This window comes from Pseudomonas sp. NFACC43, from assembly GCF_900119645.1.
GTDB lineage: Bacteria > Pseudomonadota > Gammaproteobacteria > Pseudomonadales > Pseudomonadaceae > Aquipseudomonas.
This window is the reverse complement of the sequence record NZ_FPKK01000019.1, coordinates 81,441-93,725: the sequence shown is the minus strand read 5'-3', so window position 1 is coordinate 93,725 and position 12,285 is coordinate 81,441. Positions and strand designations below refer to the sequence as shown.

At 61.9% G+C, this 12,285-nt stretch carries 11 protein-coding genes; 7 read left to right on the top strand and 4 right to left on the bottom strand.

Annotated elements, in window-relative coordinates:
- Window positions 1–378: 378 nt before the first annotated feature.
- From BT179_RS24240 to BT179_RS24230, 3 genes are read right to left on the bottom strand one after another with little or no spacing between them, the layout of a single operon-like run.
- The gene (locus tag BT179_RS24240) at window positions 379–681 is read right to left on the bottom strand and encodes an RnfH family protein (RefSeq protein ID WP_072388583.1); all 303 of its coding nucleotides are present in this window, start codon (window positions 679–681) and stop codon (window positions 379–381) included.
- Window positions 678–1,121 carry a type II toxin-antitoxin system RatA family toxin gene (locus tag BT179_RS24235; RefSeq protein WP_072388585.1) on the bottom strand — a complete coding sequence of 148 codons (444 nt, stop codon included), beginning with the start codon at window positions 1,119–1,121 and terminating at the stop codon, window positions 678–680. The genes BT179_RS24240 and BT179_RS24235 overlap by 4 nt, the downstream gene beginning before the upstream one ends.
- A gap of 7 nt (window positions 1,122–1,128) precedes the next feature.
- On the bottom strand, window positions 1,129–2,532 hold the full coding sequence (locus BT179_RS24230; protein WP_072432027.1) for a sodium-dependent transporter: 1,404 nt from the start codon (window positions 2,530–2,532) through the stop codon (window positions 1,129–1,131).
- 118 nt (window positions 2,533–2,650) lie between these two features.
- Here BT179_RS24230 and smpB point away from each other — a divergent pair, with 118 nt between their 5' ends.
- On the top strand, window positions 2,651–3,133 hold the full coding sequence (gene smpB / locus BT179_RS24225) for an SsrA-binding protein SmpB (RefSeq protein WP_072388589.1): 483 nt from the start codon (window positions 2,651–2,653) through the stop codon (window positions 3,131–3,133).
- A 115-nt stretch (window positions 3,134–3,248) separates the two neighbouring features.
- On the opposite strand, the gene BT179_RS24220 is transcribed toward smpB, so the two are convergent.
- Window positions 3,249–4,016 carry a GntR family transcriptional regulator gene (locus BT179_RS24220; protein ID WP_072388591.1) on the bottom strand — a complete coding sequence of 256 codons (768 nt, stop codon included), beginning with the start codon at window positions 4,014–4,016 and terminating at the stop codon, window positions 3,249–3,251.
- A gap of 264 nt (window positions 4,017–4,280) precedes the next feature.
- Here BT179_RS24220 and BT179_RS24215 point away from each other — a divergent pair, with 264 nt between their 5' ends.
- The 6 genes from BT179_RS24215 to BT179_RS24190 all read left to right on the top strand — a co-directional run bounded on the left by BT179_RS24215 (window position 4,281) and on the right by BT179_RS24190 (window position 12,281).
- A complete protein-coding gene (locus BT179_RS24215; protein ID WP_072432028.1) occupies window positions 4,281–5,972 on the top strand; it encodes a lactate permease LctP family transporter in 1,692 nt (563 codons plus the stop codon).
- Between the two features lie 150 nt (window positions 5,973–6,122).
- Window positions 6,123–6,947, top strand: coding sequence for a (Fe-S)-binding protein (locus BT179_RS24210; protein WP_072388595.1), 825 nt, complete (start codon window positions 6,123–6,125; stop codon window positions 6,945–6,947).
- A complete protein-coding gene (locus BT179_RS24205) occupies window positions 6,944–8,401 on the top strand; it encodes a LutB/LldF family L-lactate oxidation iron-sulfur protein (protein WP_072388597.1) in 1,458 nt (485 codons plus the stop codon). Before BT179_RS24210 ends, BT179_RS24205 begins: the two co-directional genes overlap by 4 nt.
- Window positions 8,398–9,069, top strand: coding sequence for a LutC/YkgG family protein (locus BT179_RS24200; protein ID WP_072388599.1), 672 nt, complete (start codon window positions 8,398–8,400; stop codon window positions 9,067–9,069). Before BT179_RS24205 ends, BT179_RS24200 begins: the two co-directional genes overlap by 4 nt.
- A complete protein-coding gene (locus BT179_RS24195; RefSeq protein ID WP_072432029.1) occupies window positions 9,066–11,876 on the top strand; it encodes an FAD-binding and (Fe-S)-binding domain-containing protein in 2,811 nt (936 codons plus the stop codon). The genes BT179_RS24200 and BT179_RS24195 overlap by 4 nt, the downstream gene beginning before the upstream one ends.
- A 114-nt stretch (window positions 11,877–11,990) precedes the next feature.
- A complete protein-coding gene (locus BT179_RS24190; RefSeq protein WP_072432030.1) occupies window positions 11,991–12,281 on the top strand; it encodes a hypothetical protein in 291 nt (96 codons plus the stop codon).
- Window positions 12,282–12,285: the final 4 nt, after the last annotated feature.

Below are 12,285 nucleotides of genomic sequence, written 5' to 3'. Positions count from 1 at the left end.
CACTCCAATGTCGTCGCGTGTGCGCTAGCAAACAAACTGGCGCGAATCGTGTGGGCGGTACTGGCCAAAGGCGGCCAGTACGACCCACATCCGAACGCTTGAATGCACAGCGTTACCACCGGCTTTTGCGACGTCACTGACTGATGACAGTAAACGGCAAACGGCCCGACTGAGAACCTGGCAATAAAATCAGCTTTAGAAGCTGAGGGTTTTTTCAGGACAGTCGGGAGCGGCTACTCATCGAGGGCCGAGCGTTGTTGCAGCAACGCTCACAACGAGCCCGGATACATTAGCGCAAGCCAGCTTTACCGAAAACAGCCCATGAGGTTGCAGGAGAAGGGCTGACCATACATTTTATCGCCTGTAAAACAGCCTTGGCTACTTACTGGACTGACGCGCCTGGGCGGCCTTGGCCGCACGCAAGCGGCGGATCTCTTTCGGATCTGCCAGCAATGGTCGATAGATTTCGAGCCGATCGCCTGCCTGCACCACCTGGCGTTCCGGATCGGCAACCACCTTGCCGAAGATACCGACCGGACAGGTCGCCAGGTCCAGTCCGGCAAACGCCTGGGCCATGCCCGATGTTTCCAGCGCGGTGCGCACCGTGGTCCCCTCCGGCACGGCAAAGCCCCGCAGGACCTGACGCTCGGCGGTGGCATACACCACTTCTATCTCGATCAACGCTTGAGCTCTGCGTTCTGCTTGGCGCGCTGGCAGAACGCATCGACCAGGGTGTTGGCCGCCTGATTGAACAACGGCCCCAGCGTGGCCCGCACCAGCGGCCCCGCATAGTCGAACGAGAGATCCAGGCTGATCTTGCAGGCCTTGTCACCCAACGGCTTGAACACCCAGATGCCATGGAGCTGATTGAAAGGCCCCTCTTCCAGGTTCATTTCAATGGATTGTCCCGGCACCAGGGTATTGCGCGTGACGAAATGCTGGCTCAGCCCGCCCTTGGCGACATTGAGGCTGGCGCGCATGTGGGTTTCGGAGCTTTCAAGCACCTCGGCCGATGAGCACCAGGGCAAGAACTGCGGGTAGCTCGCCACATCGTTGACCAGGTCGTACAGCGCCTGCGCCGGGTAGGGCAGCAAGGCCGAGCGTTGAATATGTGTCGTCATGTAAGCGTCACTTCCACAGCTGGGCGGCAAACACTACGAGGATGCCGATGGGCGCCACGTAGCGCATCAGGAACAGGCTCGCGGCGAACAGCACCGGGCTGCGCAGCGACAACTCATCGCGTACGGCTTCACGCCCCATGATCCACCCTGCAAACACTACGAAACACAAGCCTCCCAGTGGCAGCATGATCCGCGAGGTGAAGAAATCAATCACACCGAAGAAATCCAGCCCTCCGGTCGCTCCCCATTGATAGAGGCGGAACAGCCCGTCTTCGTTCACGAAAAACTTGGCCTGCTTCCATATATTGAAGGAAAACACCGTGCCCAGGCCAACGAACCAGCAGGTGAAGGCCAGCCAGAAAGTCACCCAGGCACGACTGAGACGGGTCCGCTCAACCAGGTAAGCCACCATCGGTTCCAGCAGGGAAATAGCCGAGCTCCAGGCAGCGATGGCCACCAGGACAAAGAACACCACCCCCATCAACTGGCCGAACGCCATGCTGCCGAAGGCAAAGGGCAGGCTGACAAACATCAGTCCCGGCCCTTCGCTGGGGTTCAGGCCCGCCGCGAACACGATCGGAAACAACGCCACACCGGCCAGCAACGAGACAAAGGTGTCCAGCAGCGCGACCCCGACCACCGTCCTGGTAAGGGAGGCGTTCTTGGGCATGTAGGCGCCATAGATCATGATGGAGCCAACCCCCACGCTCAGAGAGAAAAACGCATGCCCCATGGCTGGCAGCAAGCCGTCCATGACCTTCTCCGGAGAGAAATCGAACATGAAGTGCAGGCCTTCCGTGAAGTGCCCGGTGGTCATGCTGTACCCCAGCAGCACCAGGATCATCACGAACAGCAAGGGCATCATGATCCGCAGGCTGCGTTCCAGCCCCGCAACCACGCCCCGGGCGATCACCACCGCCGAGAGGACCATGAAAATCGTGTGCCAGAGGGTCAGTCTCCAGGGGTCGGCAATCACATTGCCGAAGTAGGCGCCCACCTGATCGGGCGGCAAGCCCTGGAAGTCACCCCGCCCCATGTTAATGATGTAGTCCAGCGACCAGCCGCCCACCACACTGTAGAACGACAGGATCAGCAGCGCCGTGATCATCCCGGCGAAGGCACCCCAGGACCACTTGGCCGAGTGCCCCGCCGTCACCGCCAACACCTTCAAGGCGTTGGCCGGGCTCTGCCGGGCGCGACGACCGATGAGGGTCTCGGCCAGCATCACCGGCGCGCCGATGAGCGCGATGCAGGCCAGGAACATCAGTACGAAGGCTCCGCCACCGTAGACGCCGACCATGTAGGGGAATTTCCAGATACTACCCAACCCCACGGCCGAACCGGTGGCGGCGAGTATGAAGACCCAGCGGCTAGCCCAACTGCCGTGGACAGAGACCTTGTCTGTCGACATCGTTATCACGCCCAAGCGTTCAAAAAAGAGGCCGCATTGTCCGGGATTCACTCAACGTGCTCAAGCGTGCTGCTTCACCGTAGCCGACACGCACGCAACTGCCTATAATGCCGCCCCTATGGCTAAACAGAAGAAACACCCCACAGGGACCATCGCGCAAAATAAAAAGGCGCGACACGACTACTTCATCGAACAACGTTTCGAGGCCGGCATGGTCCTGGCCGGTTGGGAAGTAAAGAGCCTGCGCGCGGGCAAGGCGCAACTGGTCGACAGCTACGTGCTGCTCAAGGACGGCGAGGCCTGGCTGCTGGGCAGTCATATCACCCCGCTGACCACCGCCAGCACCCACGTGATCGCCGACCCGGTGCGCACCCGCAAATTGCTGCTCAACAAGCGCGAGCTGGAAAAACTCTTCGCTGCCGTACAGCAGAAGGGTTACGCCTGTGTCTGCACGTCGTTCTACTGGAGCAAGCACCTGGTCAAGTGCGAGATCGCACTGGGCAAGGGCAAGAAGGAATACGACAAGCGCGACACCGAGCGCGAGCGCGATGCCGGGCGCGAGCTGCAGCGCGCCGTGCGCAACAAGGGCAAGGAAGACTAGCCTTCGCGAGATTGCATGTGGGAGCGAGTCTGCTCGCGACTGCAGTGGATCAGTAAACATTGTTTTGACTGACACACCGCATTCGCGCGCAGGCTCGCTCCGACAGGTTTCATCACTATATTCCCTTGCGCCGTTCCGCCCGCGCCACCCGCTGCGCTTCCTGACGCACTTCGTCCAGCACTTCCTGCACATACAGAATATGTCGGCTGGACACTTCTCGCGCTTGCTCGGCGTGCCCGTCCATGATCGCCTGATACAACTCACGATGCTGGCTGATCAGCATGTCGCGGGTTTCGCTGCGCTGCTTGTACATGCCACCGATGTTGGTCACCACGTTGCGCTTGAGCAGATCGAACAGTCCACGGATGGTGTGCAGCAACACCGCGTTATGACTGGCCTCGGCGATTGCCAGGTGGAAACGCGCATCCGCCGCGCCCTCCTCCGCTCGACTCACTTCGTCGTGGCGAGCATAGCAATCCTGCAACTCACCGAACGCCGCCGTCAGCCGCTCGCGGTCCACCTCCGTGGCCCGCAACGCGGCGTAATAGGCACAGGAGGCCTCCAAGGTGTGACGAAACTCCAGCAGGTCCCGTTGCGCCTCGGGGTTGCTTTCCAACAGCAGCAACAAAGGGTCGCTGAAGGTCGAACCCAGCGACTCCACCACATAATTGCCACCGCCCTGGCGACTGACCAGCAGTCCCTTGGCGACCAGTTTCTGGATCGCCTCGCGCAACGAAGGGCGTGATACGCCGAACTGATCGGCCAGGGTCCGCTCGGCCGGCAGCCGTTCGCCCGCTTTCAGCGTGCCTTCAAGGATCATTCCTTCAAGCCGCTCGACAATATCGTCAGACAAACGGCGCTGACGAATCTGATCAAACCCCATAACTCGATTCTCCACGGTCCCGACGGCTCGCCGGGCTCTCTATTCTGGCCTATCCGGGCCTCGACCACACCCACCAGACGCCATCGGCCCGAGCGGAGCAGATGCGATCTGCACCGCTTATTCGACGAAAGTTTTGTGGGCGGCAAATTGACACACGACAACCAAGGCTTTTACCCTAGCCAACAGCGCTTGTAAATTGGTCTTACCAATTATCCAAAACCGCTGACCAGTGCCTGACCAACAACAATTAGGGGCCCACCCACCATGCAAACCTGGCAACAGCTCTACAGTCCGCTCGGCAGTCTCGGCTTGTCCGCTCTCGCGGCCGTCATTCCCATCGTTTTCTTCTTCCTGGCCCTGGCGGTGTTTCGCCTCAAGGGACATGTGGCCGGCAGCATCACCCTGGCCCTGGCGATTGCCGTAGCGATCCTTGCCTTCCAGATGCCGGTGGACATGGCGCTCGCCGCCGCCGGCTATGGTTTCGCGTACGGCTTGTGGCCGATCGCCTGGATCATCGTCGCCGCCGTGTTCCTCTACAAACTGACGGTCAAGAGCGGCCAGTTCGAGGTCATCCGCAGCTCGGTGCTGTCGATCACCGATGACCAACGCCTTCAAGTGCTGCTGATCGGCTTCTGCTTCGGCGCATTCCTGGAAGGTGCCGCCGGCTTCGGCGCACCGGTCGCCATCACTGCCGCCTTGCTGGTGGGCCTGGGCTTCAACCCGCTGTATGCCGCCGGCCTGTGCCTGATCGCCAACACTGCGCCCGTCGCGTTCGGCGCGCTGGGCATCCCGATCATCGTGGCCGGCCAGGTCACCGGGATCGATGCTTTCAAGATCGGCGCCATGACCGGTCGCCAACTGCCATTGCTGTCGCTGTTCGTGCCGTTCTGGCTGGTGTTCATGATGGATGGCCTGCGCGGCGTCCGGGAAACCTGGCCGGCGGCGCTGGTGGCGGGCTTGAGCTTCGCCATCACCCAGTACTTCACCTCCAACTTCATCGGCCCGGAACTGCCAGACATCACCTCGGCCCTGGCCAGCCTGATTTCCCTGACGCTGTTCCTGAAAGTCTGGCAACCCAAGCGCACCGCAGGCGCCCAGATCGCCGGCACCAGCGTCGGTGCGGCCGTTGCCAGCGTCGGCGGCTTCGGCCAGCCTCGCAGCACAGTCGCTTCCCCCTACAGTCTGGGCGAAATCATCAAGGCCTGGTCGCCCTTCCTGATCCTCACCGTTCTGGTCACGATCTGGACCCTGAAACCGTTCAAGGCGATGTTCGCCGCGGGCGGCTCGATGTACGGCTGGGTGTTCAACTTCGCCATCCCGCACCTGGACAAGATGGTGGTCAAGGTCGCGCCCATCGTGGTCACCCCCACCGCCATTCCCGCCGTGTTCAAGCTCGATCCGATTTCCGCCACCGGCACCGCGATTTTCTTCTCGGCGCTCATCTCCATGCTGGTGCTGAAAATCAATTTCAAAACTGGTCTGACCACTTTTAAAGAGACGTTCTTCGAGCTGCGCTGGCCGATCCTGTCCATCGGCATGGTGCTGGCGTTCGCCTTCGTCACCAACTACTCGGGCATGTCCTCCACCATGGCCCTGGTGCTGGCCGGTACCGGCGCGGCGTTCCCGTTCTTTTCGCCGTTCCTGGGCTGGCTGGGCGTGTTCCTGACCGGTTCCGATACTTCCTCCAACGCGCTGTTCAGTTCGTTGCAAGCCACCACCGCTCACCAGATCGGCGTCAACGACACCCTGTTGGTGGCGGCCAACACCAGCGGCGGCGTGACCGGCAAGATGATCTCGCCGCAATCGATCGCAGTGGCCTGCGCAGCAACCGGGCTGGTAGGCAAGGAGTCGGACCTGTTCCGTTTCACCCTCAAACACAGCCTATTCTTTGCAACGATCGTCGGCTTGATCACCTTGGCCCAGGCCTACTGGTTCACCGGCATGCTGGTGCACTGATCAAGACAGGCAACACTGAAAGAACCGACGCCGAACCACGATTCGGCGTTTGCTATCGATAACCGGGTCTGCAAGGCTGCTGAAAGATATCCCCTCTATATTCAGCAGCCTCAGCGGACGGATAACCGGGACCACCCGGAGACACGCCTGATGAGCGAGCTTTTTTACAACGCCGTGCCGAACGCGACCCGTGTCGCCCCGCCATTGCCCGAACCCCGGCAGTACCCCAGCGAGAAACCGCAACGGGTCTACCTCTTCGGGACCTGCGTGGTGGACCTGTTCTATCCCGAAGCCGGGATGGACGCGATTCACCTGCTGGAGCGTGAAGGCATCCGGGTGGAGTACCCGCAAGGGCAGACCTGTTGCGGGCAACCGGCCTACACCTCGGGATACACCGAGCAGGCCCGGACGGTGGCGCGAGCGCAGCTGGCCCTGTTTGCCGAAGACTGTCCGGTAGTGGTGCCATCGGGATCCTGCGCCGGCATGATCCGCGAGCACTACGCCGATCTGTTCAAGGACGAGCCCGACACGCTCCGGCAGATCCAGGCCCTGGCCGCACGGACTTATGAGCTGGCGGAGTTCCTGCTGTTCGTCTGCAAGGTGCAGCTCAAGGACAGCGGGCAGCCGACGAAGGTCGCGTTGCACACGTCCTGCTCGGCACGACGGGAAATGAACACCCACCTGCACGGCCGGGCGTTGTTGGCGCAGTTGTGCAACGTGGAACGAGTCGAACACAGCCACGAAAGTGAATGCTGTGGTTTTGGTGGGACCTTCAGCGTTCGCATGCCGGATATTTCCGGAGCAATGGTGGCCGACAAGACCCGGGCGCTGAAGGAATCCGGCGCGCATCAGGTCGTCAGTGCCGACTGCGGTTGCCTGATGAACATCAACGGCGCGTTGGAAAAACAGCAGGAGGCGCTGCGCGGCCAACACTTGGCAAGCTTCCTCTGGCAGCGTACCGGAGGTGTGGCATGAGCACGCCGACGCTGATTCCCACCGTTGAGGTGTCGGAAGATTTTCGCGCCCGGGCCCACAAGGCCCTGGACGACACGCAACTGCGAAACAACTTTCGCAGTGCGATGGATTCACTGATGACCAAGCGGGCGACGTCCTTCAGCGACGCCCACGAAAGGGAACACCTGCGGGTGCTGGGCAATGCGGTCCGCGCCCGTGCGTTATCGAAGCTGCCCGACCTGCTCGAGCAGCTTGAAAGCAACCTGACCCGCAACGGTGTGAAAGTACACTGGGCGGAAACGGTGGACGAAGCCAATGGCATCGTCCTTTCGATCATCCGCGCTCACGAGGCGCGGCAAGTGATCAAGGGCAAATCGATGGTCAGCGAAGAGATGGAGATGAACCATGTCCTCGCGGCTCAAGGCATTGAATGCCTGGAATCGGACATGGGCGAGTTCATCGTCCAACTCGATCACGAGAAGCCTTCACACATCATTATGCCGGCGATCCACAAGAATGCCGGTCAGGTCGCGTCCTTGTTCCACGACAAACTCGGCGTGGAGTACACCAAGGACGTCGACCAGCTCATCCAGATCGGCCGCAGGGTCTTGCGGCAGAAATTCTTCGAGGCCGACATCGGCGTCTCGGGCGTCAACTTCGCCGTCGCCGAGACCGGTACGCTGCTGCTGGTGGAAAACGAGGGGAATGGACGGATGTCCACCACCGTGCCACCGGTGCACATTGCCGTGACCGGCATCGAGAAAGTGGTGGAAAACCTGCGGGACGTGGTGCCGCTGCTGTCGCTGCTGACCCGCTCCGCCCTCGGCCAGCCCATCACCACCTACGTCAACATGATCTCCGGCCCGCGCAAGGCCCAGGAGCTGGACGGCCCCCAGGAAGTCCACCTGGTGCTGCTGGACAACGGACGCAGCCAGGCCTTTGCCGACAGCGAACTGCGCCAGACCCTGAACTGCATCCGCTGCGGCGCCTGTATGAACCATTGCCCGGTCTATACCCGAATCGGCGGCCACGCCTATGGCGAGGTTTACCCAGGGCCTATCGGAAAAATCATCACGCCCCACATGGTCGGCCTCGCCAAGGTGCCGGACCACCCGAGCGCCTCCTCGCTGTGCGGCGCCTGTGGCGAAGTGTGCCCGGTGAAGATCCCGATTCCGGCCTTGCTGCGCCGGCTGCGGGAAGAGAACGTCAAGGCACCGGACAGCCCCCACCAGGTGATGCGCGGCCAGGGCAGCAAATATTCGCCCAGGGAACGGTTCATCTGGAATGCCTGGGCCCGGCTCAACAGCTCGCCGCGGCTGTACCGGCTGTTCGCCTACCTCGCCACGCGCCTGCGCGCCCTGACGCCCCGCAACGTCGGTCCATGGACCCAGAACCACAGCGCCCCCAAACCCGCCGCCCGCTCATTGCATGACCTGGCCCGCGAACACCTGAACCCGCAGGGAGACCGTCGATGAGCGCCAAGCAGAATATTCTCGCCAAGCTGCGCAAAAGCCTGACCGGCACCACGCCGGTTGCCGACAACTTCGATGTCGAGCTGGTGACCCAGACCTATCGCTATGCGCCTGAGGAACGCATCCCTCAACTGCGTAAGCTGATGGAGGCTGTGCACACCGAGATCCACCTCACCAGCGGCGAAGGTTGGCCAGCGTTGCTGGCGCAGCTACTGCGCGACCGTCAGTTGCCCAGCCTGCTCATTGCGCCGAGCACACCACACGGGCAAAGAATCACGCAATTCTGGGCGAACAATCCGGACCTGCCACCTCTCAAGGCCTACGACCGGCCGGTGGAGGAATGGAAAGCCGAGCTGTTCAACGACACCCCTGCCAGCCTCACCGGCACCCTCGGTGCCATCGCCGCCACCGGCAGCCTGATTCTCTGGCCAACGCGGGAAGAGCCCCGGTTGATGAGCCTGGTGCCACCGGTGCATTTCGCCCTGCTCAAGGCCAGCGAGATCCGTGACAACTTCTACGAAGTGCAGCAGGAATTCGCCTGGGCCCAAGGCATGCCCACCAACGCCCTGCTGGTGTCGGGCCCCTCGAAAACCGCCGACATCGAACAAGTCCTGGCCTACGGCGCCCACGGCCCGAAGGATCTGGTGGTACTGATTCTGGAGGACCAATGACCCTTCCGGCCCCCTTTCTGCGTGACGTACACCAACTGATCCCACCCAAGCGACGTTTCGACGACCCGCTGTCGACGCTGGCCTTCGGTACCGACGCCAGCTTCTACCGGCTGATTCCCAAACTCGTGGTGCGGGTCGAGAGCGAAGACGAAGTGGTGGCGCTGTTGCAACTGGCCCAGCGCGACCAGGTGCCCGTCACCTTCCGTGCCGCCGGCACCAGCCTGTCCGGACAAGCCATCAGCGACTCGGTGCTGATCGTGCTGGGGGACAACTGGAACGGTCGCGAGATTCGCGAACAAGGCTCCCAGATCCGTTTGCAGCCCGGCGTGATCGGCGCCCAGGCCAACGCCTGGCTGGCCCCGTTCGGGCGCAAGATCGGCCCGGATCCGGCGTCCATCAACGCCTGCAAGATCGGCGGCATCGTCGCCAACAACGCCAGCGGCATGTGCTGCGGCACGGCCCAGAACACCTATCACACCCTGGCCGGCATCCGCCTGGTACTGGCCGATGGCACTCGCCTCGATACCGAAGACGACAGCAGCGTGGCGGCCTTTCGCACAAGCCATGGCGACTTGCTGGAGCAGTTGACGACCCTCGGTCGCGAAACCCGCGCCAACACAGAACTGGCCGCCCGAATTCGTCATAAATATCGTCTGAAAAATACCACCGGCCTGTCACTCAACGCCCTGGTGGATTTCGACGATCCTCTGGACATCCTGAGCCATCTGCTGGTGGGCTCCGAAGGCACCCTGGGCTTTATCAGCGCAGTGACCTACAACACCGTTGTCGACCACCCGCACAAGGCATCGGCGCTGATCGTGTTCCCGAATGTGGAGACCTGCTGCAACGCGGTCACCGTCCTGAAGAGCCAACCCGTATCGGCGGTGGAACTGCTGGATCGTCGCAGCCTGCGTTCAGTGCAGGACAAACCCGGCATGCCAGATTTCGTACAACACCTGTCGCCCCAGGCCTGTGCCCTGCTGATCGAATCCCGCGCGGCTTCGTCATCCCTCCTACAGGAACAGCTCGCCCGGGTCATGGCCTCCCTGGCCAGTTTCCCGGTGGAAAAACGCATCGACTTTACCGAAGACCCGAAGGAAAACGCCCGGCTCTGGGCCATCCGCAAGGACACCTTCCCCGCCGTGGGCGCGGTGCGCAAAACCGGCACCACAGTGATCATCGAGGACGTCACGTTCCCGGTGGAGCAACTGGCCGTGGGCGTGAATCGCCTGATCGAACTGTTCGACAAACATCACTACGACGAAGCGATCCTGTTCGGACACGCACTGGAAGGCAATCTGCACTTTGTCTTCACCCAAGGCTTCAACAACCCGGAAGAAGTCGCACGCTACCAGGCGTTCATGGATGACGTGGCCCATCTGGTGGCGGTGGAGTTCGGCGGCTCGCTGAAGGCCGAACACGGTACCGGACGCAACATGGCGCCGTTCGTCGAACTGGAATGGGGCAGCGATGCCTACCAGCTGATGTGGCGCCTCAAGCGTTTGCTCGACCCCAACGGCATCCTCAACCCCGACGTGGTCCTCAGCGAAGACCCGCAGATCCACCTCAAGCACCTCAAGCCGCTGCCGGCCGCCGACGAGATCGTCGACAAGTGCATCGAATGCGGCTTCTGCGAGCCGGTGTGCCCGTCCAAGGACCTGACCTTGAGCCCGCGCCAGCGCATCGTGATATGGCGCGACATCCAGGCGAAAAAAAGCTCCGGCATCGACACTTCGGCGCTGGAAACGGCCTATCAATACCAGGGCATCGACACCTGCGCCGCCACCGGGCTGTGCGCCCAACGTTGTCCGGTGGGCATCAACACCGGCGAGCTGGTGAAAAAACTGCGAGGGCGTACCGCAACCCGTAAGAAAACCGCCGATTGGCTTGCGAGTAATTTCGCCACTGCCTTGCAGGGTGCCCGCTTTACGCTGCACGTCGCCAATGGCGCGCGCATGCTGCTGGGAGCGCCGCGCCTGACCTGTCTGTCCGGTGGGCTGAACCGATTGTCCAAGGGCCGGGTTCCGCAATGGACCAACGCCATGCCGCAGCCGGAACGCCCCATCCGCTTCAGCCCCGCTGTGGCGGACGAACGCCCGAGAGTGGTGTATCTGGCTGCATGCGTATCCCGCGCCATGGGGCCGGCCGCAGGGGACAAGGAACAGACGTCCCTGTACGAAAAGACTCAACGGCTGCTGGAAAAGGCCGGTTATCAAGTCGTCTTTCCGGACAATGTGGACAACCTTTGCTGCGGCCAGCCATTCGCGTCCAAAGGGTATGCCGAGCAAGCCGAAGACAAACGCCAGGAAATGATCGGCGCACTGCTGCATGCCAGCCGTGGCGGGCTCGACCCGATCTACTGCGACACCAGCCCCTGCACGCTGCGCCTGGTCCAGGACCTCGGCGACGTACGCCTGGACCTGTACGACCCGGTGCGTTTCATCCGCACCCACCTGATGGACCGCCTGGAGTTCACGCCACAGGAAGCCCCGATCGCCGTGCATGTCACCTGCAGCACGCAACACCTGGGCGAAAGCCAGGCCCTGATCGACCTGGCGCGCAAATGCAGCAAGAACGTGGTGATCCCCGAAGGTATCCACTGCTGTGGCTTTGCCGGCGACAAAGGCTTCACCACCCCGGAACTGAACGCCCATTCACTGCGTACCCTCAAGGACGCCGTGCAGCACTGCAGCGAAGGAATTTCCACCAGCCGCACCTGTGAAATCGGCCTTACGCAACACGGCGCCATCGACTACCACGGGCTGGTCTACCTGGTGGACCGAGTCACCCAGGCCAGGGCGAGGTAAAGAAAAATAGAACCCTGGCGAACGCCCGCAGTCCATTGATCAAGTCCCGCAAACGCGGGACCTCCCTCAATTGGTAGTACTGATGGCGTGAGCCTTCGGTTCAAGGAGAGACACATGAAACGCTCTGCACTGCTAGGTCTGTTCGTCACTGCCTCCATCCTCGCCTCCCCCTCGTTCGCTGCCGGCGGCTCGGACGACTTGTGCGAGACCAATATCAAAACCATCGAGAACGCCAAGACCCAGGTCCAGGGCTCCGACCTCGAAGCGCGCGTCGAGGCCAGCCTCCAGCAAGCCAAGGCCCACCAGGCCCTGCACAGTGAGGAAGGCACCAAGAAATGCATCAGCGAAACCACCCAGACCCTTCAGGAAATCCAGAAGGTGAGCAAGGACGGTAAAAGCTCCTGACCGT

Coding starts and splice junctions, on each gene's coding strand:
- BT179_RS24235 (WP_072388585.1), bottom strand. CDS start 1,121: ATGACGACACATATTCAACGCTCGGCCTTGCTGCCCTACCCGGCGCAG.
- BT179_RS24230 (WP_072432027.1), bottom strand. CDS start 2,532: ATGTCGACAGACAAGGTCTCTGTCCACGGCAGTTGGGCTAGCCGCTGG.
- smpB (WP_072388589.1), top strand. CDS start 2,651: ATGGCTAAACAGAAGAAACACCCCACAGGGACCATCGCGCAAAATAAA.
- BT179_RS24220 (WP_072388591.1), bottom strand. CDS start 4,016: ATGGGGTTTGATCAGATTCGTCAGCGCCGTTTGTCTGACGATATTGTC.
- BT179_RS24215 (WP_072432028.1), top strand. CDS start 4,281: ATGCAAACCTGGCAACAGCTCTACAGTCCGCTCGGCAGTCTCGGCTTG.
- BT179_RS24210 (WP_072388595.1), top strand. CDS start 6,123: ATGAGCGAGCTTTTTTACAACGCCGTGCCGAACGCGACCCGTGTCGCC.
- BT179_RS24205 (WP_072388597.1), top strand. CDS start 6,944: ATGAGCACGCCGACGCTGATTCCCACCGTTGAGGTGTCGGAAGATTTT.
- BT179_RS24200 (WP_072388599.1), top strand. CDS start 8,398: ATGAGCGCCAAGCAGAATATTCTCGCCAAGCTGCGCAAAAGCCTGACC.
- BT179_RS24195 (WP_072432029.1), top strand. CDS start 9,066: ATGACCCTTCCGGCCCCCTTTCTGCGTGACGTACACCAACTGATCCCA.
- BT179_RS24190 (WP_072432030.1), top strand. CDS start 11,991: ATGAAACGCTCTGCACTGCTAGGTCTGTTCGTCACTGCCTCCATCCTC.